This window comes from Providencia sp. PROV040 (assembly GCF_032706145.1).
Taxonomy (GTDB): domain Bacteria; phylum Pseudomonadota; class Gammaproteobacteria; order Enterobacterales; family Enterobacteriaceae; genus Providencia; species Providencia hangzhouensis.
On record NZ_CP120530.1, the window covers coordinates 4,236,554 to 4,259,573 of the forward strand.

The window sequence follows — 23,020 nt, forward strand, 5'->3', positions numbered from 1 at the left end:
GTCGCCGTCTCTTTGGAGGCAATCCGATGAGCAAGTTTTTAGATAGATTTCGGTATTTTAAGCAGTTGGGCGAAACCTTTTCAGGTGATCACGGGCAAGAGTTAAATGTAAACCGTGATTGGGAAGATGGTTATCGTAGCCGCTGGCAGCATGACAAAGTCGTGCGTTCCACCCATGGTGTCAATTGTACGGGCTCTTGTAGCTGGAAGATTTATGTCAAAAATGGGTTAGTGACTTGGGAAACTCAACAGACGGATTACCCACGAACTCGCCCAGATTTACCTGATCATGAGCCGAGAGGATGCCCTCGTGGTGCGAGTTACTCTTGGTATTTATATAGCGCAAACCGTGTTAAATACCCAATGATGCGTAAGCGCTTACTTAAACTATGGCGTGAAGCAAAAGCGGAGCAGCAAGACCCTGTTGCAGCGTGGCTATCTATTATCAATGACCCACAGAAGGCACAAAGCTATAAACAAGCTCGTGGTCGTGGCGGTTTTGTTCGCTCAAGCTGGCAGGAGGTGAATGAACTGATTGCGGCAGCGAACGTCGCGACGATTAAAGAATTTGGTCCTGACCGCATTGTTGGCTTTTCACCAATTCCCGCGATGTCGATGGTTTCCTACGCCTCGGGTGCTCGCTATTTATCGTTAATTGGTGGCTCATGCTTAAGTTTTTATGACTGGTATTGTGACTTGCCACCTGCGTCACCCATGACGTGGGGCGAACAAACTGACGTACCTGAATCAGCGGATTGGTACAACTCGTCTTATATTATTGCTTGGGGTTCTAACGTACCGCAAACGCGTACGCCAGACGCACACTTTTTTGCAGAAGTGCGTTATAAAGGGACGAAAACGGTCGCGGTGACGCCAGACTACGCGGAAATTGCCAAATTATGTGACCATTGGTTGAACCCGAAACAAGGAACGGATAGCGCCATGGCAATGGCGATGGGGCATGTGATCCTCAATGAATTCCATGTAAAACGTGAAGCGGAATACTTCCGTGAATATGTGCGCACTTATACCGATATGCCGATGCTTGTTATGCTAGATAAGCGTGAAGATGGTTCTTATGCCGCAGGCCGCATGCTACGGGCATCTGATTTACATAATTCATTAGGCGAAGAAAAAAATGCCGAATGGAAAACTATTGCGATTGATGAAGAGACAGGTGAATTATGTGCTCCACAAGGTTCAATGGGATTCCGTTGGGATGGCGGCCAAAAATGGAATTTAGAACCGCGTGCTGGGCAAGATGCACATAACATTAAAATGAAACTCAGCTTGGCAGATAGCCATGATGAATTTGTCGATGTTGGTTTTCCTTACTTTGGTGGATTAGAAAGTGAGCACTTCCAGCATGTTGAACTTAAAGATGTTTTATTACATAAACTGCCCGCTAAACGTATTCAGTTAGCTGATGGTAGCGAATCATTGGTTACTAGTGTTTATGATTTAATGCTAGCGAACTACGGTATTGACCGTGGTTTTGGTGATGAAAACTGTGCGGTTGATTACGATGATATGAAAGCGTATTCACCTGCGTGGGCGGAAAAAGTCACAGGGGTTAGCCGCCAAAATATTATTCGCATAGCGCGTGAGTTTGCCGATACCGCAGAGAAAACCCATGGCCGTTCTATGGTGATTGTTGGCGCAGGGATTAACCATTGGTATCACATGGATATGACCTATCGTGCGATTATCAATATGTTGATTTTCTGTGGTTGCGTTGGGCAAAGCGGCGGTGGCTGGTCTCATTATGTTGGGCAAGAGAAATTACGGCCACAAACGGGTTGGTTACCTTTAGCCTTTGGTTTGGACTGGCAGCGCCCACCTCGCCATATGAATAGCACATCTTTCTTTTATAACCATTCAAGCCAATGGCGTTATGAAACAGTCGCAACAGAAGAGTTGTTATCGCCTCTAGCCGATAAGCAAGCCTTTAGCGGCAGTTTGGTTGATATGAATGTACGTGCAGAACGCATGGGGTGGCTGCCGTCAGCACCACAATTAAATGTCAACCCATTAAATATTGCGAAGAATGCACAAAGTGAAGGAATGTCACCCACTGATTATACTGTTAAACAGTTGAAAGAAGGGAATATTCGCTTTGCTTCAGAGCAACCTGATGACCCTCAAAATTTCCCACGAAATCTGTTTATTTGGCGTTCAAATTTATTGGGTTCCGCAGGGAAAGGCCATGAATACTTACTGAAATACTTATTAGGAACTGAAAATGGTATTCAAGGCAAAGACTTAGGTCAACAAGGCGGCGTCAAACCAGAAGAAGTGGAATGGCAAGATAAAGCGGCAGAAGGGAAAGTTGACTTAGTGGTGACTCTCGACTTCAGAATGTCGAGCACCTGCCTGTTCTCGGACGTTATTTTACCGACTGCTACTTGGTATGAAAAAGACGATATGAATACCTCGGATATGCATCCATTTATTCACCCATTATCAGCTGCAGTCGACCCAGCTTGGGAATCCAAAAGCGATTGGGAAATTTATAAGGGGATTGCCAAAGCATTTTCTGAGGTCAGCGTTGGGCACTTAGGCAAAGAAACGGATGTGGTGACGCTGCCGATTCAACATGATAGTGCAGCCGAGATGGCACAGCCTTTTGATGTTAGAGATTGGAAAAAAGGGCAATGCGAGCTTATTCCAGGGAAAACAGCGCCGCATATTATCTGTGTTGAGCGTGACTACCCAAATACTTATGCACGTTTTACCTCTCTTGGCCCATTGATGGATAAATTGGGTAATGGTGGTAAAGGGATCAATTGGAATACACAAGATGAAATTGATTTCTTGAAAAAACTCAATAAAACCCAGCCTGACGGTACCAATGCTGGGCGGCCAAAAATTGAAACGGCAATTGATGCCGCGGAAGTCATTTTAACACTTGCACCTGAAACCAATGGGCAAGTGGCAGTAAAAGCATGGGATGCATTAAGCAAAGTAACGGGCCGCGACCATACTCATCTTGCTCGTTATAAAGAAGACGAAAAAATCCGTTTTCGCGATATTGTTGCGCAGCCGCGTAAAATTATCTCAAGCCCTACATGGTCAGGGCTGGAAGATGAACATGTTTCCTACAATGCCTGTTACACCAACGTGCATGAAATGATCCCATGGCGGACGCTCAGTGGTCGTCAGCAATTATATCAAGATCACGAATGGATGCGCGCCTTTGGGGAAAGCCTTGTGGTGTATCGCCCACCAATTGACACTCGAGCGGCTCAGCCACTTGTGGGGAAAAAATCCAATGGATTCCCAGAAAAAGCACTGAACTTTTTAACACCGCACCAAAAATGGGGGATCCACTCTACTTACAGTGACAACTTATTAATGTTGACGTTAGGCCGCGGTGGTCCAGTTGTTTGGCTTAGCGAAGAAGATGCCCGCGAACTGGGTGTTGAAGATAACGATTGGGTTGAAGCTTTTAACAGTAATGGTGCATTAACCGCTAAAGCGATCGTTAGCCAACGTATTCCTGATGGCATGATCATGATGTACCACGCCCAAGAACGACTGATCAACTTACCAGGCTCTGAAATTACGGCTCAACGTGGCGGAATTCATAATTCTGTCACGCGTGTTTGCCCGAAACCTACGCATATGATCGGTGGCTATGCGCACCTTGCCTATAGCTTCAATTATTACGGAACAGTAGGTTCTAATCGTGATGAATTTGTGGTTGTTCGCAAAATGAAACAGGTTGACTGGCTGGATGGTGAAGGTGATGCCTACCAGCAGACCTTGAGCGGAAAGGAGAAAGCATAATGAAAATTCGTTCTCAAGTCGGCATGGTGCTAAACCTTGATAAATGTATTGGTTGTCACACTTGCTCAGTGACCTGTAAAAACGTGTGGACTAGCCGCGAAGGGGTAGAATACGCATGGTTTAATAACGTCGAAACCAAACCAGGTATTGGTTACCCCCATAATTGGGAAGACCAAGAAAAATGGAAAGGAGGCTGGATCCGCACCATTAAGGGTAAATTGGTTCCACGTATGGGGAACAAAGTTGGCGTTTTATCAAAAATCTTCGCTAACCCAGATGTACCTGCTTTGGATGATTATTATGAGCCGTTTAATTATGACTACGGCCATTTAAAAAATGCTAAAGAAGATAAGCACGTACCGACAGCACGCCCTCGTTCATTAATTACTGGTGAGCGAATGAGTAACGTGAAAATGGGACCAAACTGGGAAGATGATTTAGGCGGTGAATTCGCCAAACGAGCCCAAGATAAAAACTTTGAACATATTCAGAAAGAGATGTATGGGCAGTTTGAAAATACGTTCATGATGTATTTGCCACGCCTGTGTGAACATTGTTTAAACCCAGCTTGCGTCGCGACCTGCCCAAGTGGTGCAATTTATAAGCGCTCAGAAGACGGTATTGTGTTGATTGACCAAGACAAATGCCGTGGCTGGCGTATGTGCTTAACTGGTTGCCCGTATAAAAAAATCTATTTCAATTGGAAAAGCGGTAAATCAGAAAAATGTATTTTCTGTTACCCACGTATTGAGTCAGGCATGCCAACGGTTTGCTCTGAAACCTGTGTTGGTCGTATCCGCTATTTAGGGGTATTGCTGTATGACGCCGATAAAATTGAGTCAGCTGCCAGTGTCGAAAAGGAAACCGACCTTTACCAGAGCCAACTTGATGTTTTCCTTGATCCCCATGATCCAAAAGTGATTGAAGAAGCGCAAAAACAAGGGATCCCATTAAGTGTGATCGATGCGGCACAGAAATCCCCAGTGTACAAAATGGCGATGGAATGGCGCTTAGCTCTGCCATTACACCCTGAATACCGCACGTTACCAATGGTGTGGTATGTACCACCTTTGTCACCGATCCAGTCAGTGGCGGATTCAGGGCTATTAGCTAATAAAGGTGTATTGCCGGATGTCGAAAGTTTACGCATTCCAGTGCAATACCTTGCGAATTTGTTAACCGCAGGAGATACCGAACCGGTGTTATTGGCGTTAAAACGTATGTTAGCGATGCGCCATTTCAAACGGGCAGAAACAGTGGAAAACCAATGTGATACCAGTGCATTAGAGCAAGTCGGCTTAACACAAGCTCAGGCACAAGAAATGTACCGCTATTTAGCCATTGCTAACTATGAAGACCGTTTTGTCATTCCATCCAGTCATCGAGAATTGGCGCGTGAAGCATTCCCTGAAGCGAAAGCTTGTGGCTTTAGTTTTGGTGATGGTTGCCATGGCAGCGATAGCAAAGCGAATTTATTTAATAGCAGGCGCATTGACGCCATTGATATCACACCAAAAAATAATCAGGAGAAAGCACTATGATGACACTAAAAGTGATTTCTCGGTTATTGGAATACCCTTCGGAAGCGCTTTGGTTACATCGTGATGAGCTCATTGAAGCGCTAGAACAGGCTGATGAGCTGCCTGTCACACGGGCTGTTCAACTGATGGTGTTTGTGCGTGAGTATCTCAACGAAGACTTACTTGATATGCAGGCGCAATATTGTGAACTGTTTGATAGAGGGCGCGCGACATCATTATTGCTATTTGAGCATGTACATGGCGAATCCCGAGACCGAGGGCAAGCGATGGTTGATTTAATGGCTCAATATCAGCAACAGGGTTTGCAAATTGATTGCCGTGAATTACCCGATCATTTGCCCATTTATTTGGAATACCTCACGGCATTACCGACCGATGAAACTATCGAGGGGCTACAGGATATTGCGCTAATTTTAGCGCTGTTAGGGGAAAGGTTGAAACAGCGAGAAAGCCGTTTCTCTGTTTTATTTGATTTTTTACTTGAGCTTTCCCATAGCGACATTGCTGCGGAGCAATTAAGCAAACAAGTAGCAACCGAAGTACGGGATGATACCCCAGAGGCGCTAGATGCAGTTTGGGAAGAGGAGCAAGTGAAATTTTTTGCCGATGAAAAAACATGTGGTAGCGAAGTTGCAGCGCATCAACATCGCTTCGCCAATGCGGTGGTACCACAGTATTTGGATCTCAGTGTGGGCAGCCATGTAGGAGTTCAAAAATGAATTTTATCAATCAATTTTTCTTCGATATTTACCCCTATATCGCTGGGACGGTATTTATTGTCGGTAGTTGGTTACGTTACGATTACGGGCAATACACGTGGCGAGCGGGTTCCAGCCAAATGTTGGATAAAAAGAACATGCGTTTGGCATCAAACTTATTCCATTTGGGGATTATTGGGATTTTTGTCGGGCACTTTTTAGGTATGTTAACGCCTCATTGGATGTATGAATCTTTTCTGCCAATGCACATTAAGCAGTTAATGGCGATGATAGGTGGGGGATCAGCAGGTGTGATGATGTTAATTGGTGGCGCGATGCTATTGAAGCGCCGCCTGACAAACCCACGAGTGAGAGCAACTTCATCCTTTGGTGACATCATGATCTTAACCTTGCTGGTGGTGCAAGTTTGCTTAGGATTACTCACCATTCCCTTCTCAGCACAACATATGGATGGTAGCGAAATGTTGAAATTAGTGGGATGGGCACAGTCTATTGTGACATTCCATTGGGGGGCATCCAATTACCTTGAAGGGGTTGGCATTGTTTTTAAACTGCATATTGTGTTGGGGATGACGATATTTTTACTCTTCCCATTCTGCCGTTTAGTGCACATTTGGAGTGCACCTATCGAATACCTGACTCGTCGGTATCAATTGGTGAGAAATCGCCATTAGGTTTGGGTTCCACAAGGAGGTGGGCCAATACATTGCTTTTGTACAACTTGTTCTTGTGTAAACAACAAATATTGCTATTTTGGCGCCCCATCTCATAGGAGATGGGGTTTTTTGTTTTATTTAGTGTTGGTTGGCTCAATATAGCCAAGGCGGCGGGAAATCAGTAAGCAAACGTGGGCAAGTTCTTCATTAACACGGTCTATTTTGGAAACCATTCTGTGAGTCGGCCCAGCGACACTAATCGCGCCGATAATATTACCGGTATAATTAAATATCGGCCTTGCCACACAGGTGAGCCCTTCTTCATTTTCTTCATCATCTAAAGAAAAGCCTTTTAAACGAATATCAGCCAAAACTTCATACAATTTCATGCGGTCGATAACTGTTTTTTCAGTGTATTTGGTTAATGGTTTATCCAGTACTGCATCAATTTCTTCTAACGGTTGGAAGGCTAATAAAGCTTTCCCTATACCAGTACAATAAGCGGGTAGTCGAGCACCCAGTTTTGCGGAGGTTTGAATGGATAGCGTTCCTTCACTTTTATAGAGGTAGACCACATGGCCACTGTTATAAACCCCTAAAAAGCAAGTTTCAAACGTTGAACTCGACAACGTTTTTAAATAAGGGATTGAAACTTCAACTAAATTAACATTCATTAAGCCTTTAATGCCTAATTCGAGGCTTTTTAAGTCAAGGTTATAGCGTTCTGTAAGATGGTCTAAGCTGACATATTGACGCTCTTTTAGTGTTTCTAATACGCGAAAAGCCGTGGTTTTTGGAATCTCCGTATTTTTGACCAATTCGGCCAAAGAAATTCCGTCAGAATGGTTACTAATCTCTTCAAGTATGGTCAGTACTCTGTCGATATTCGACGAGTTTGCTTGACTTTCTTTCGTCATCGTAGGTTCCTCACTCACGCTAAGCCCTCTCATTGTACTCATTTTTTAAACGTCGTTCCATTTTTACCTCGATGTTACCTTTTTCTCTGAAAAAACATGCAGTACGTAATGTATTGATCTTCATTGAGTTTGACTTTTTGATTGTGATCGCTGTCGTTATTCTTACAAAAACGGAACGACATTCCTAATTTTTGATGTATGTTATTAAAAGAGGAACGATGTTCCGTTATTTTAAAGGGATAAACATGTTGATAGTGACCATTGATACAGGGACAACGAATACCCGAGTTAGAGCATGGAAAAATAACACGGTTGTTCGTGAACAAAGTGTTGAAGTTGGTATTAGGGATTGTGCAAAAAATGGCGATAAAACGCTGTTAATTCAATCGATAAAAACAGTACTAGATAAGCTGTTGTCAGGGGTGAGTGCCGAAGAAAGAGAAAATTATCAGCTCGTTGCATCAGGTATGATTACATCCGAAATTGGGCTGTGTCACTTACCTCACCAAGTGACCCCCGTTTCAATGCAGCAACTTGCTAAAGCCACAATGCCTTGTGTTATCAAAGAGATCAGTGAAAAACCGATTATTTTTATACCAGGCGTTAAAAATAACGTGGCAAATATGACGTTTGATTCAATTGAAAGTATAGATGTAATGCGCGGTGAAGAAGTTGAAGTTTTTGGCATTTTAACACAGCAACCGGATCTTGGCCCTGCCTTAGTCATTTTACCTGGGTCACATTCTAAGTTTGTACGTCTTGATGAAAAAAATAATGTGGTTGCATTGGCAACAACGATGGCAGGGGAAATTTTCGATACATTAACGCACCAGACTATCTTAGCCAGTTCTTTAGAACACCAGTTTGTTCAATATTTAGATAAAGAATATTTACGCAGAGGTGCTGAACTTAGTCTACAAGTGGGGATTGCGAGAAGTTGTTTTTCGGTGAGGCTACTAGACCTTTTTACGGAAGCGACACTTGACCAACGCTCAAGTTTTTTATTGGGAGCTATTTTGGCGTCAGATTTACTCGCAATAAAACATAGCCAAGCTCTTAATATTACTAGCGATATAAAAATCGTTATTAGTGGAAAACCTATTTTAGCAGATGCACTTAAAGAATTAATTAAAAATGATAGTTATTTCACTGGGGAAATACGCCTATTAGACGATAAAAAGGAACAACCTTTTTCTGGATTGGGTGCAATTTCAATATTAAAAGAAATGCAATACAAATAAATACTATTAATGGTTTTTTATTAGGTGATTGTTATGAATTCTAAAAATGAAATACCACTTATTGCAATATTACGGGGAATAAAACCTGACGAAGTTTTAGAACATATCGCTATCCTTGCAGATGAAGGTTTTAATTATATAGAAATTCCTCTTAACTCTCCCGAGTGGGAAAAAAGTATTCCATTAGCGATTGAAAACTATGGAGATAAATTGAAAATTGGTGCCGGTACTGTACTCAATAAAAGTAATGTTGAAAAGTTGGCAATAATGAACGCTAAAATTATTGTCACTCCCAATATTAATGTTTCTGTGATCACTACTGCTCTTGAAAATAAGATGGAAATATTTCCAGGTTGTGCAACAGCAACAGAAGCTTTTACCGCGATTGACGCCGGTGCTGTTAATTTAAAAATTTTCCCTACAGCGCCTTTTGGGGTTAATTATGTGAAATCGCTGATGTCAGTGCTCCCAAAAAATATTGCTATTTATGCGGTAGGAGGCATAACTCCGAATAATCTGCATGAATACCTAGATATTGGCTGCCATGGTGCAGGACTGGGAAATGATCTTTACCAAATAGGCCAAACACCAGAGAAAACCAGAGAAAAAGCGAAAGCATTTATATCTGCATATATCGCATTTAAAAATCAAACTAATTAATCCTAAAGAGATATTAAAATGAAATACGATTATGTTTTTAAAAATGCCACTGTAATAGATGGTAGTGGTAAAAGCGAGTTTGTCAGTGATATTGCAGTTAAAGATGAACGGATTATTAAAATATCAAAAAATATAAGTGAAGATACTGAAAAAATAATTGACTGCTCAGGCTTGATTTTATCACCTGGATTTATTGATGTGCATACTCATGACGATTTAATTGTGATTGATAAGCCTGAATATATTGAAAAAACATCACAAGGTGTAACGACAATTATTGTTGGTAATTGTGGTATCAGTGCAGCGTGTGCAACATTAAAGGATGAAGTTCCTGACCCAATTAATTTATTAGGTGAGTTAAACGAATTTCAATTTGCTGATTTAGCCAGTTATAAACAAAAAATTAATAATGTGATGCCAACCGTTAATGTTGCGACGTTAATAGGGCATACAACCTTAAGAAATAATTGTGTGACAGACTTATTAAAACCCGCGACACCAGACAATATCGCTCATATGAAGCAAGTATTGGCCTGTGCGTTAGATGAAGGGGCTTTAGGATTAAGCACTGGTTTATCTTACGGTAACGCAATTAATTCTTCGACTGAAGAAATTTGTGAGTTGGCTGAATTATTAGCAGAGCATCAGGGTATTTATACCACTCATATGCGAACTGAATATGACGGTATCATTGATGCGATGCATGAAGCCTTCCATATCGGCCGTCATGCAAAAGTTCCTGTGCAAATTTCCCACCATAAGTGCGCTGGTGCAAAAAACTGGGGACGTACAAAAGAAACGCTTGCCCTCATTGAAAAATACCAAGCCATGCAGGATATCAATTGTGATTGTTACCCATATCGTGCGGGTTCATCAAACTTAGATATCACACAAGTTACTGAAGACTATGACATCCTAATAACTTGGTCGACACCATTCCCTGACGTTGCGGGTAAGACATTAAAAGAAATAGCCGCTATGTGGAGTAGCGATGTTTTCCAAGTTGCTGAAAAAATTGTTCCTGCGGGAGCGATTTATTTCCAAATGCACGAAGATGATGTTCGTCGTGTGTTACAGCATCCAAGCAGTATGGTGGGTTCTGATGGCTTACCACGTGACCCTAATCCACATCCACGCCTTTGGGGAACTTTCCCACGAGTTATTAGCCACTATAGCCGTGATGAGCAGCTTTTCCCAATGACCACCGCGATTTACAAAATGACAGGCATGTCAGCACAACGTTTTTCTTTAAAGGATAGAGGCCTTATCCAAGAAAATTATTTCGCAGATATCGTTGTATTTGACCCTAAAAAAATTAATGAAACAGCCACGTTCCAAGACCCAAAACAAAAAGCGGATGGTATTGAATATGTGTTTGTTAATGGTGTTCTGACCTATACCAAAAAAGAAATGACAGGGAATAGAGCAGGTAAATTCTTAGAAAGAAATAAATAAAAGAGAGATAAAAATGATTAAAAGATTCGGAATTGAAGGCTCAAAAGGTACTGGCGGGCAATCTTTGCCTTTTGCTAAGGCCGTGTTAGCTGACGGATGGCTGTATGTTTCAGGGCAAACACCCATGATTGACGGGGAAGTGATTGATGGCGGAATTATCGCTCAATCTAAATTGGCTATCGAGAATTGTTTAAACATTATGAAAGATGTGGGATTTGCGACGCAAGATATTGTGCATATGAAAGTGGTATTAAGTGATGCGCGCTATTTCCAATCTTTTAATAAAGTATTTCAGCAATTCTTTGCAGATAATCCACCTGCACGGGTGTGCTTTGTCGCTGACCTTGTCGTCGATTGTATGGTTGAAGTGGATATTACCTGCTTCAACAGCAAATTCAAATCTTAATTGCTAAGGCGATGAGAGGCTACTATGGAACATAATAATTTCTTAATGTGGTTTTTGTTATATGCATTTGTGATGATGTTTGTGGGTTGGTATGTCACAAGGCATCAAAAAACGGGTGAAGATTTCATTCTTGGTGGAAGAAAGCTCCCGATGCTACTCACTCTCGGTTCAACCGTCGGGACGATGGTGGGAACGGGCTCGAGTATCGGTGCAGTCAGTTTTGGCTATTCCAATGGTTGGGCGGGAATGTTGTATGGGATTGGTGGGGCGACGGGGATCTTACTAACGGCTTGGCTATTTGCACCAGTAAGAAATTATCGCTTTATGACCATGAGTGAAGAGATCTGCTATTACACAGGCGGCAGCCGTTTAGTGAAAAACTTGGTTGCGCTATTAATATTCTTGGCATCGATAGGCTGGCTCGGCGCTCATATTCTTGGAGGCGGCTTATATCTAGCATGGGCGGCAGATATTGATATTACTGTTGCGAAGATCATTATCGCGGTTGGCTTTGTTTTTTACGTGGGGATTGGTGGCTATAAAGCGGTTTCATGGATTGATACACTGCAATCAATTGTTTTATTCCTCGGATTTATCATTCTAGCGGTTGCTTCGGTAAGTTATGTTGGTGGTTGGGATGTTGTTGTTAAGAGTACAGACCCTGACGCCTTTACTTTATTTGGTATTGGTAAATTAGGCATTTTACCTGCGATATCATTGGCTGTGGTCATTGGTATTGGTGTGTTAGCGACACCGTCATATCGCCAACGTATTTATTCAGCGGCATCCACTAAAGCTATCCGTCAGTCCTTTATTATTACAGGTTTACTGTATATGGGCTTTTCGTTCCTACCAGCGATTATCGGCATGGCAACTCATGTGATGGAACCGAATTTAGAAAACAGCAGCTTTGCTTTCTTATATGCAACTAACGCTTTACCGCACGTATTAGCAATGGTGGTATTGATTGCAGGTATGTCTGCCAATATGTCATCAGGTAGCTCAGATGCTATCGCGGGTGTTTCTATTATCCTACGTGATATCTATACGATGGTAACTGGTAAGATGCCACCACCTGAGAAAGCGATCAATTTATCTCGTATCTTCTTACTTGGCGTCATCTTGTTAGCACTTGTCTTTGCATTAACTTCAAATGACATTATCGGCTACATTACAAAAATGATTTCAATGATTATGTCAGGCCTGTGTGTGACCGTGTTATTGGGTAAATTTTGGCATCGTTTTAACTGGCAAGGTTGTATTGCTGCATTGGTTGCGGGGAGTTCAACATCATTAGCGATCATTTTGACGCCAGAATGGTCTGCAAAATTAGGCAACCCAGTAATCCCTGCATTAGTCATCAGTTTGGTCTGTGCGGTTGTTGTGACATTGATAACACCAAAGAATAAACTCAGTCGTGAAGAAGTACTAGAAAACATTACTCACGAAAGAGAAAACACAGCCAAAAGTCAGTAACCAGCAAGTTGAGGGAAGATAATGACGAAACTGAATGCATTGGCGGGCGTAGTTCATAAGTCAGCCATATTAAATCAGGATGGTATTTCGGTGAATGTCCTACATGAGGATGTGTGTTTACCAGCGGTGGTAGTAAAGCGTAATGAATTGGAGAATAACATTGCATGGATGCAGCATTATTCGAATGTGGCGAATGTTTCGTTGTCTCCACACGGTAAGACCACCATGACGCCTGCCATTTTTAAACGACAAATTGCTCAAGGTGCATGGGGGCTAAGTGTAGGAACAGCTTATCAAGCCAAGGTGGCAGTGGAGTCAGGTGTTAAGAATATCATTATTGCTAATCAAGTCGTGGGTAAAAGCAATATTCGATTACTTGCGGAACTAGTGCAATTAAATCAAGCCAATATTTATTGTTGTGTTGATAATGTGATTCATGCAAAACAGCTGGCTGCCATTTTTTCATCATTAGATTTAACCATAAATGTTCTGATTGAGTTAGGGGTTAATGGTGGACGCTGTGGATGTCGAAGTGAAGAAGAAGCCATCACATTGGCAAATGAGTTAACCAAACTTCCTTCTTTAATGATTGCTGGCATTGAATTCTACGAAGGCGTTATTCATAGCGATGATGCCCAAAAGGATATTGAAGAGATACAGCAATTTTTACAGCGAGTGTTAACCACCAGTCAAAAACTGGATAACTTAGGTGTATTTGCACGCTATTCAGGGGAGTTATTAATAACTGGGGCAGGTTCAGTTTGGTATGATCTGGTCAGTAAAAAGATGGCAGAGTTTCATCTTTCTAAACCTATTCGGTTTGTGATCCGCCCTGGATGCTATATTACACATGACCACGGTATTTATGATGAAGCCCAGAACGCATTGAAAATGCGGGATAGTGTGGCCTGCCAGTTAGATGGCGATTTAATGCCAGCGATGGAAATCGTGGCATTAATTCAGTCTGTGCCTGAGAAAGGACGAGCGATTGTTAATTTTGGTAAAAGGGATGTCGCCTTTGATGCAGGTTTGCCTCAGCCTTTAATGCAATATCGAGAGGATAAGCCAGTCTGTTTTCAAACTAATAGTGCAAAAACAGTCGGTTTAATGGACCAACATGCCATTTTATCTTTTGATGAAAATTGTGATTTCCAAGTTGGCGATATACTAATATTTGGGACATCTCACCCCTGTATTACATTTGATAAATGGAAAGTGATTTATCTTGTTGATGATAAATATGATGTTATAGAGGAAATGCCGACCTTTTTCTAATGTTGTATTATTAACTCACTTTATTTTATATCGGTCACTTGTTTTAAGTGGCCGATTTTTTTATTCATCACATTCTTGTGATCGAATTCATAACAAATTGTGCATTTGCACAATTATATTCAATTTTTCACGTTAAAAACTAGTCATTCTTACAATGCCTTCCTGATAAGCGAATTATATAATTTTATTAAATCAAAAAGTCTAATTGACATTCATTTTGTTGATTAATTGGGGGGTAATAAAAATGACAGTTAAAATCGTGTTTCTCGATCATGGCACTTTCCCTGAAGGAATAAATATTAAGAAAATAAATAAAGAATATAGTTTAGAACTATATGGGAAAACATCGGAAGATGAAATCATTGAGCGAGTGAAAAATGCAGACATTATTATTACCAATAAAGTAAAAATCACTAAAAAAATTATTGAATCTGCAAAGCAACTCAAATTCATTTCTGTCGCTGCAACAGGAACGGATGTGATTGATATTGGTGCTTGTAATGAGCGTAATATATTAGTTTCTAACATCAGAAATTATGCAATAAATACAGTGCCTGAGCATACGTTTACCTTGATTTTAGCCTTACGTCGTAGCTTATTAGCCTATGCACAATCAGTACGAAATGGTCGTTGGCAAGAATCAGGCCAGTTTTGTTATTTTGATTATAAAATTAATAATTTAGCTGGGTCGACGCTTGGTATTATTGGTGATGGTGTCTTAGGTAAGGCAGTTGCTGATATCGCAAAAGCTTTTGGTATGAAGGTGTTATTTTCCACATACAAAGGCACGAATAATATGGGCCCACTATATACACCATTTGAGGATGTTATTGCGAAAAGTGATATTATTTCTATTCATTGTCCATTACTCAAATCCACCAAGGATTTAATTAGCTTTTCAGAATTCGAACAGATGAAACCGTCTTGTATTTTAATTAATACAGCACGAGGTGGGATCGTTAATGAAGAAGCATTATATGGCGCTCTAATAAATAATAAAATATTAGGTGCAGGGTTTGATGTTTGTATTTCAGAACCACCCGAAAAAGAAAGCTATATGATGAAATTAACTCAGTTATCAAATTTTATTCTTACCCCTCATATTTCATGGGCTAGTTTTGAAGCCATACAAACCTTATCAGACATGATGATGGACAATATCGAAGCCTTTTTATCTGGCCATCCTCAAAATTTAGTTAATTAATTCACTCATTGATTTAAAGAGGTCATTAATATGTTTTTAGGAAAAGAAATTCGTTTAAAAAGATTATTAAATAAAAAATCTGGCCGCCTTCTTGCGATTACTATGGATCATCCGATTACACGTGGTGTATTACCGGGAATTGGTGATATTAAATCTGTCATGAAACAGGTTGTTGCGGGTGCACCTGATGCCATTACGATGCATAAAGGTATTATTGAAAAGGTTTATCCTCCGTATGTTGCTTCCGATGTTTCTATCATCATGAAAGCGACAAGTTATTCCATACCTTACCATGAAGCTTATGACACACCCGTTGCTGACGTTGAAGAAGCGATTCGTTTAGGAGCAGATGCAATTTCAGTCGGTTGTATTATGGGCGGACCTGAACAAGCACAGCAATTGACATTTTTAGGTCAAGTATCAAAAGCCGCTGCTTCCGCGGGACTGCCTTTAGTCGCGCATATTTATCCAAAAGGTCCAATGATTGAAGATAGTTTTGATGCGAAAAATCTCGCTTACTGTGTTCGCGCAGGCGCTGAGCTAGGTGTCGATATCATCAAAACACTTTGGTCAGGTTCCCCTGAGACATTTAAATCAGTCGTTGATAGCTGCCCAGCAATGGTTGCTTTAGCTGGCGGTGATATGGGGAGTGATCTTGTTAGCTTCCTAACAAATACACGTAAAGCATTAGATATTGGTGTTGGTGGTGTGACATACGGGCGCTTCGTATGGCAGCACGAAAACCCAACAGCAGTCATTAAGGCTCTGAATGCATTAATTAATGATGATTGTTCGGTTGACCAAGCTATCGCGGAATATAAGCAAGCTGGTGGCAAATAACTAACGTTCATAGCTGTTATGCATAGGGGAGGAAAAAATGAAAGCAGCGGTATTGTATGCGCCTAATGAACTTAGAGTGGCAGACGTTAAATATCCACAAGTTGGTAAAGGCGATGTGGTTATTAAAGTCAAAGCAGCCGCGATTTGTGGAACTGACGGACGGATTATTTCAGGTAAAAAAACTAAAGGTGTGCGTTACCCTTCTGTAATAGGACATGAATTTTCAGGGGAAATTGTCGAAGTCGGTGAAAATGTGACTGACCTAAAAGTCGGTGACGCAATCGCTGTTGATCCTGTCGTGCCATGCCGTTCTTGTGTTTATTGTCGTATCGGTAAAGAAAATGTCTGTTTAAACCGCCAAGCAATCGGTTATGAATTTGATGGCGCTTTTGCGGAATATGTTCGAATACCAGAGGTTGCTTTGTCATCGGGTAATGTCTTTAAGATACCGCAAGGGATGTCTTTTGAAGCCGCAGCGTTAGCTGAGCCGTTAGCTTGCTGTATCAATGGACAAAAAAATGTGGGTATTGAGCTCGGTGATACGGTGGTCATTATTGGTGCGGGGCCTATCGGGTTAATGCACGTGCAACTTGCACGTTTCTCAGGTGCGACAAATATTATTGTGAGTGAACTCAATGAACAGCGCCAACAGGCTGCGTTAAATTGCGGTGCAACACGCGTCGTTAATAGCCAGCAAGAAAACTTACTGGATGTCGTAAAAGGCTTGACGGAAGGTGTGGGGGCAGATGTTGTGATTATTGCCATTGGCATCCCTGGATTAGTTAATCCTGCGTTGGAACTCGCTAGAAAAGGCGGGCGAGTTAACTTGTTCGCTGGTTTTTCAAAAGATGATATGGCGCAAATTGATGTCAATATTATTCACTACAACGAGCTTATTCTTACGGGAGCCAGTGCGTTAAGCCGGGAAGGATACCAACAAGCTTTGACACTGATTTCTTCTGGCTTAATTGATATTGAGAAATTAGTGACTCACCGATTTGTTTTAGATGAGATCAACGAGGCCATGGCAACCGCTCAAAAAGGTGACGCGATTAAAATTATTATACATAACAATTAAAAGCAGGCGTTGGAGGCAGCATGATGGACAGTGTCTATTTGGGAATTGATGCAGGTAGCAGTAGTGTGAAAGTTTGTGCGTTTAATTTCCATGGAGAATTATTGGCAAAGGCTTCACGTGATACCAATATTATTTCCAAATCTCCCAAAAATCATGAAATTGACTTAAATGATTTTTGGAGAAAGACCGCAGATGCAGTTAAAGAAGTGACTTCTCAAGTAAAGAATATCGTATCTGTGAGTTTCTCTGTTGCTTGCCCAACGCTGGTTTTATTGGATAAACATAATAAACCTGTCGCAAATGGGATTACTTACCTCGATGGGCGTTCCGAAGGCTTCATACAGCAAACACTCGGGGAAAATATAACGCATGTTCGGGCGCTTTCTTGTAATAGCCCAAGTCCGTCTGCATGTTGGGTAGGAACGTTAGGATGGCTACAAGAACAACAGCCGGAATTAATGCAAAAAGTTCATAAAGTCGTGCTACTTAATAGTTTTTTATCTTTAAAGTTAGGGAGCCAAAAAGCCGCCATTGACCCGACCCAAGCCGCGTATTCTGGCGCAGTGGTTTTGGCGAAAGCTCCTAAGTGGTCAAAAGAATTATTAAGGTATTGGAAGTTTAATCACGATATTTTGCCGCCGATTTACCAATGCACCTCTGTGGTTGGTAAAGTGAGTAAAGAAGCTGCTCAAGAAACGGGATTAAAAGAAAATACGCCAATTATTTTAGGGTCGGCAGATACCGCCGCTGCAGCATTCGCGGTTGGGTTACTTGACCCTGAAACGGCTTTTGAATCAACAGGAACATCGGGAGTCATTACGTTTTGCTTAGAAGAGCCAAATTTTGACCCTCGTTTTATGAACCGGTACCACATCGTCCCCAATCAATGGTTGGCCCATGGTGCGATGTCGACAACAGGGGGAACATTCAGTTGGTTAAATCAGGCTATTTGGCCGGAAGTTAATGACCATGAACAGTTGGAAATATTTTCAAAATCATCAGTACCTGGTGCCAATGGCTTAATTTATCTGCCTTATTTAGCTGGAGAACGTAGCCCTATTTGGGATGTTAATGCATCGGGAGCGTGGATAGGCTTACGTCTAAATCATACTCGCGATGATATGGTCAGGGCGGCATTTGAAGGTACAGCATATGGTTTAAAACAGATTTTAAATATTGCTAATGAAAAATGGGGAGTGATATTAGATGAATTACTCAGCGTAGGGGGAGGATCACGTAATACGTTATGGACTCAAATTAAAGCGGATATTCTTCAGGTTGAATATAATATTGCCCAAACAGCAGACGCAGCGGCTTTTGGCGCCGCAATGGTTGGTGCGACAGGAGCTGGTTTTTTCTGTGGCATTAATGACCCTGATTTACCGATTATAAAAACAGAAGATATCACATTCACACCAAATCAAGATAAAAAAACGCAAGATACTTATGACAAGCAGTTTAATATTTACAATGGGCTGTATCCTTTATTAAAAGAAACAATGCATAGCTTGTCGAGTAAATAAAATTATTTGAAGTAAGTTTAAATTAAATAACGTTCCTAAATGTTAATTTTAATGAATTAGCAGGGATCGTTTCATTCTTAAAAAAGCAGGTAATAAAACGTGTATTAAATAATAAACTGCTCTGGAGCGAAAATAATGATAAATTCAAATCCGATTAAGCCAAAGACGAATTATCGTTGGGTGGTATTAGCCCTGATTTTTATCGTCTATGCTGTAAATTATGCAGACAGAAGTAATATTGGTGCGGTTCTACCTTTTATTACTGATGAGTTTAAATTAACTAATTTAGAAGCGGGTTCTCTCGCGAGTATGTTTTTCCTCGGTTATGCTTTATGCCAAATACCCGCGGGCTTTTGGATGGCAAAACGTGGGATCAGAGGAATGGTGTCATTATCCATTCTCGGTTTCTCTGCCATGACTTGGTTTATTGGTTTAGCCCAATCTGCCTTTGCAATTAAGTGGTTGCGTCTCGGCCTAGGTATGGCAGAGGCGCCAACCCCTGTCGGGCTAACGTCGACAATTAATAACTGGTTTCCAGCAAAAGAAAAAGCAACTGCCACTGGGGTTTATATTGCCTCAACGATGTTTGCACCTATTATTGTTCCACCATTAGTCGTTTGGATTGCATTAACTTATGGATGGCGCTGGGTCTTTATTCTGTTTGCTATTCCCGGTATTTTTCTCGCTATTATTTGGTACTTATTTGTTAGAACAAAACCAGAGGAAAGTCGCTTTGTTTCACAAAGTGAATTAGATTATATTCGTGCCGATAATTCAGAAATTGCAGAAAAGAAAATAGAAGGCAATATTGTTCTGAGTCCTAAATTTAATACGCTAGATAAATTTATTCGTGTTAAATCAGTCACGCCATTAAGTTCAGCTTCCCAAATATTTAAATCTAAAAATATTTGGTGTAATACCATTTCTTATTTCATGATGGTCAGTATTTTATATGGAATATTAACCTGGATACCTTCTTATCTGGTGAATGAAAAAGGCTTTTCATTTATGAAGATGGGCTTTGTTGCATCAATGCCATTTGTTGGCGGGTTTATCGGTTCGATTTTTGGTGGCTGGATTTCTGATAAAGTTTTTGGTCGTCGTCGTAAACCTACGATGCTATTTACCGCAGTAGCGACGATTGCCATGATGTTAGTGATGTTGAATGTTCCTGAAAGTACGACTGCAGTTGCGCTTGCCCTTTTCTCGGTTGGTTTATTCTTAAATATTGGCTGGCCTGCATTTACTGCTTATCCAATGGGAGTTGCTGATAATAATAACTACCCAATTGCGATATCTGTTGTGAATAGTGGAGGAAACTTAGGTGGCTTCGTTTCACCTATGATGGCAGGGCTATTGTTAGATATGACTGGTAAGTTTGATGCTGTTTTCTCTTACTTTGGTATCTGTGCGGTGATTGGCTTAATTATGATCCTGTTACTTGATGAACCGAAATAATAAAAAGTCGTATCAGGTGGGGCAATACCCACCTGAATTTTTAACTTATTGATAATAAAAATTTCTAAAGGATTATTTTTATGAAAATAGTCATTGCACCTGACTCATTTAAAGAGAGTTTATCTGCATTGAAAGTCGCAACGGTTATTGAGAACGGGTTCAAAGAGGTATTTCCACATGCAACTTATGTAAAGTGTCCTATTGCGGATGGAGGTGAAGGCACTGTTGTGACGATGGTTGAGGCTACCCATGGCGAAATCTATCACCTTGATGTTATTGGTCCTTTAGGCACGAGTGTTCAAGCATTCTATGGTTTATCTCAAAATAAGCAGCAAGCATTTATAGAAATGGCTGCGGCAAGTGGGCTAGAGCTAGTCCCTGTTGAATTAAGAAACCCGTTACTTACGACATCATATGGAACAGGAGAATTGATAAAAGCCTGCCTAGATACTGGGGTAAAGCAGATTATTATTGGTATAGGCGGGAGTGCAACTAATGATGGCGGAGCAGGAATGTTGCAAGCACTTGGGGCCAAATTATTAGATTCACATGGGCAACAAATTAAATTAGGAGGACAAGCACTTGCCGACTTAGCGTGTATTGATGTCAGTACAATAGACCCTAGGATAAAAGCTTGTCAATTTAGTATTGCTTGCGATGTTTCGAACCCATTGATTGGTAAAAATGGTGCATCTGTAATATTTGGCCCCCAAAAGGGTGCGACAAATGAACATATTGAAATGTTAGACAAAAATTTAGAACATTTCGCAGATATCATTAAGCGAGATTTGCATGTTGAAGTTCATTATATTGCAGGAGCCGGTGCAGCAGGAGGGATGGGAGCGGCTTTACTTGCTTTCCTAAAAGCGGAACTTAAGCCTGGCTTTGATATTATTGCACAAACCTTGAACCTTGAATCACATATGGTAGGGGCGAGTTTAGTCATTACAGGGGAAGGGCGATTAGATAGCCAAAGTTTGAATGGCAAAGTGCCTTTCGGTGTCGCTCAGTTAGCTAGAAAACATAAAATACCCGTTATTGCCATTGTTGGAAGCCTTGGTGATGACCTCAGTCATTTACAACAATATGGTATTGATTCAGCGTTTAGTATTTTGCATAAAATCAGTTCACTAAAAGAAGCACTGAATAACGCTGAAAGTAATTTATTTAATTGTACTAAAAATATAGCGAATACGTTGAATATTAAAATTGACAACAAGAATTGAAGTAATAATTTGAAAATTTAGCTTTGTTTGCTTTATTTTGAATTGAATTTATTTTTCTTGATTTTTTCAATGAATATTGAATACTGGAACCAATTAAATTAATAATAAACATTATTAAAACTTATAGTTTAAAATCTTGTTTCTATTTTACAGCACCAGTAAAAGAGGTTGAAATATGTATGATTATTGTCTTACCTCCAAATTAGCGCAAGAAATCGTTGATAGAACCATGAAGATTATTGATTGCAATATTAATGTTATGGATGAAACTGGATGTATTATAGGAAGTGGAGATAGTAATAGATTAGGAGAATTTCATGAAGGCGCTTTGCTTGCAATAAAGCAAAAGCGAACGGTTGTTATTGATGACGCCACTGCAAATCATTTACATGGGGTTAAACCAGGTGTTAATTTACCTCTTTATTTGAATAGTAAAATTATAGGTGTAATAGGATTAACAGGAGAACCAACCCAAATTAAACAATTTGGGGAGTTGGTTTCAATGACAGCCGTAATGATGCTAGAGCAGGCAGAGATTTATAACCATTTGAATTTAAACGATCGTTTTAAAGAAGAAATTATTCTAACTTATATCGAAAATGGAACAATTCCCGATAATATAACTGAATGGTCTAAAAAGCTTAATATTAATTTTTCTATTCCACGAGTTGCTATAATTATTGAATTAGATAGTGGCCAATTAGGTGTGAATAGTGCATTTAGTGAATTGCAAGAAATTAAAAAGCTAATTGAATATAAGAATCCTGATAACTTAGTCGCTATTCAATCTTTGACGGAAATTGTTTGTTTAACCCCTGCACTAAATAAGTTCAATCGATGGGATATTGATAATGAAAAAAAGAAAATTATAAAATTAGAATCAGATATTCAGAAGTTATTTAAATTACAAGTGAAAATATCATTAGGTAATTTTTTTTTAGAGCCCGCAGAGGAATCGATTAAAAAATCATACGAGACGGCTAAAATTACCATGCAAGTAGGGAAAGCTAAGAAACCCCAGTTAAAAATTTACTGTTACCAAGATATTATGCTACCGGTTTTATTATACGGTTTAAATTTTAAATGGTCTTCAGAAGAACTATTAAAACCATTGAATACATTATTACATGAAGATTCTAATGGTGTGCTAATTAAAACATTAACAGTCTGGTTTAAAAATAATTTATTATCTCGTGAAACAGCTAACGAGTTGTTTATTCATAGAAATACATTAGATTATCGTTTAAAAAGGATATCTGAGATAACAAAATTAGATCTATTAACGATTGAAAGTAAGGTACTGTTGTATGTTGCTCTACAGCTGAAAAACTAATCTGATAACACTATTGAGGGGCAGTTTTCATAGAGTAATAGAAGAAAATGCCATCCTTGTAGGGAATCGCCTCAAACTCTGATGCAACGAAACGTCAGTAAATTTTTAACTTCTTATCTCATACCCTGGTTAGTTAGCGGCTATTTGTCGACTCGCAAGTGCTTCGAGCATGATAAGGCTTTTTACCTACATCACATGACCACCCAATGAGTAGCCTATCAGGA

Annotated in this window: 18 protein-coding genes; 17 read left to right on the top strand and 1 reads right to left on the bottom strand. The window is 40.3% G+C overall.

Annotated elements, in window-relative coordinates; all coding sequences use genetic code 11:
• The first annotated feature begins 26 nt into the window (after positions 1–26).
• From P3L40_RS19740 to narI, 4 genes are read left to right on the top strand one after another with little or no spacing between them, the layout of a single operon-like run.
• On the top strand, positions 27–3,788 hold the full coding sequence (locus P3L40_RS19740; RefSeq protein ID WP_136134270.1) for a nitrate reductase subunit alpha: 3,762 nt from the start codon (positions 27–29) through the stop codon (positions 3,786–3,788).
• The gene (gene narH, locus P3L40_RS19745) at positions 3,788–5,329 is read left to right on the top strand and encodes a nitrate reductase subunit beta (protein ID WP_094962391.1); all 1,542 of its coding nucleotides are present in this window, start codon (positions 3,788–3,790) and stop codon (positions 5,327–5,329) included. Before P3L40_RS19740 ends, narH begins: the two co-directional genes overlap by 1 nt.
• Positions 5,326–6,048: a nitrate reductase molybdenum cofactor assembly chaperone gene (gene narJ / locus P3L40_RS19750; RefSeq protein ID WP_136134272.1), complete on the top strand. Its 723-nt coding sequence runs from the start codon at positions 5,326–5,328 to the stop codon at positions 6,046–6,048. The genes narH and narJ overlap by 4 nt, the downstream gene beginning before the upstream one ends.
• Positions 6,045–6,722, top strand: coding sequence for a respiratory nitrate reductase subunit gamma (narI, locus tag P3L40_RS19755; protein ID WP_004259342.1), 678 nt, complete (start codon positions 6,045–6,047; stop codon positions 6,720–6,722). Before narJ ends, narI begins: the two co-directional genes overlap by 4 nt.
• A 116-nt stretch (positions 6,723–6,838) precedes the next feature.
• On the opposite strand, the gene P3L40_RS19760 is transcribed toward narI, so the two are convergent.
• On the bottom strand, positions 6,839–7,621 hold the full coding sequence (locus P3L40_RS19760; RefSeq protein WP_228677404.1) for an IclR family transcriptional regulator: 783 nt from the start codon (positions 7,619–7,621) through the stop codon (positions 6,839–6,841).
• Between the two features lie 245 nt (positions 7,622–7,866).
• Between P3L40_RS19760 and P3L40_RS19765 the strand changes: the two genes are divergently transcribed.
• From P3L40_RS19765 to P3L40_RS19825, 13 genes are all read left to right on the top strand, one after another.
• Positions 7,867–8,862: a 2-dehydro-3-deoxygalactonokinase gene (locus P3L40_RS19765; protein ID WP_196731961.1), complete on the top strand. Its 996-nt coding sequence runs from the start codon at positions 7,867–7,869 to the stop codon at positions 8,860–8,862.
• Positions 8,863–8,895: 33 nt separating this feature from the next.
• A complete protein-coding gene (locus tag P3L40_RS19770) occupies positions 8,896–9,522 on the top strand; it encodes a 2-dehydro-3-deoxy-6-phosphogalactonate aldolase (RefSeq protein WP_136134274.1) in 627 nt (208 codons plus the stop codon).
• Positions 9,523–9,540: 18 nt separating this feature from the next.
• On the top strand, positions 9,541–10,977 hold the full coding sequence (locus P3L40_RS19775) for an N-acyl-D-amino-acid deacylase family protein (protein WP_196731962.1): 1,437 nt from the start codon (positions 9,541–9,543) through the stop codon (positions 10,975–10,977).
• A 13-nt stretch (positions 10,978–10,990) separates the two neighbouring features.
• Positions 10,991–11,383, top strand: coding sequence for a RidA family protein (locus tag P3L40_RS19780; protein WP_136134276.1), 393 nt, complete (start codon positions 10,991–10,993; stop codon positions 11,381–11,383).
• Between the two features lie 24 nt (positions 11,384–11,407).
• Positions 11,408–12,859, top strand: a complete 1,452-nt coding sequence (locus P3L40_RS19785; protein ID WP_004259327.1) for a sodium:solute symporter family protein — start codon at positions 11,408–11,410, stop codon at positions 12,857–12,859.
• 21 nt (positions 12,860–12,880) lie between these two features.
• Positions 12,881–14,134, top strand: coding sequence for an amino acid deaminase (locus P3L40_RS19790; RefSeq protein ID WP_094961608.1), 1,254 nt, complete (start codon positions 12,881–12,883; stop codon positions 14,132–14,134).
• Between the two features lie 244 nt (positions 14,135–14,378).
• Positions 14,379–15,338 carry a D-2-hydroxyacid dehydrogenase gene (locus P3L40_RS19795; RefSeq protein WP_136134278.1) on the top strand — a complete coding sequence of 320 codons (960 nt, stop codon included), beginning with the start codon at positions 14,379–14,381 and terminating at the stop codon, positions 15,336–15,338.
• 30 nt (positions 15,339–15,368) lie between these two features.
• Positions 15,369–16,178, top strand: a complete 810-nt coding sequence (locus tag P3L40_RS19800; RefSeq protein ID WP_004259316.1) for a class I fructose-bisphosphate aldolase — start codon at positions 15,369–15,371, stop codon at positions 16,176–16,178.
• A gap of 37 nt (positions 16,179–16,215) precedes the next feature.
• The gene (locus tag P3L40_RS19805) at positions 16,216–17,256 is read left to right on the top strand and encodes a zinc-dependent dehydrogenase (RefSeq protein ID WP_036958064.1); all 1,041 of its coding nucleotides are present in this window, start codon (positions 16,216–16,218) and stop codon (positions 17,254–17,256) included.
• A 20-nt stretch (positions 17,257–17,276) separates the two neighbouring features.
• Positions 17,277–18,779: a xylulokinase gene (locus P3L40_RS19810; RefSeq protein WP_096864455.1), complete on the top strand. Its 1,503-nt coding sequence runs from the start codon at positions 17,277–17,279 to the stop codon at positions 18,777–18,779.
• 135 nt (positions 18,780–18,914) lie between these two features.
• Positions 18,915–20,237 (top strand): MFS transporter, encoded by a 1,323-nt coding sequence (locus P3L40_RS19815; RefSeq protein WP_004259309.1) that lies wholly within the window; start codon positions 18,915–18,917, stop codon positions 20,235–20,237.
• A gap of 80 nt (positions 20,238–20,317) precedes the next feature.
• Positions 20,318–21,463 (top strand): glycerate kinase, encoded by a 1,146-nt coding sequence (locus P3L40_RS19820; protein ID WP_004259307.1) that lies wholly within the window; start codon positions 20,318–20,320, stop codon positions 21,461–21,463.
• 175 nt (positions 21,464–21,638) lie between these two features.
• Positions 21,639–22,796, top strand: a complete 1,158-nt coding sequence (locus tag P3L40_RS19825) for a sugar diacid recognition domain-containing protein (RefSeq protein WP_004259303.1) — start codon at positions 21,639–21,641, stop codon at positions 22,794–22,796.
• The last annotated feature ends 224 nt before the right edge of the window (positions 22,797–23,020 follow it).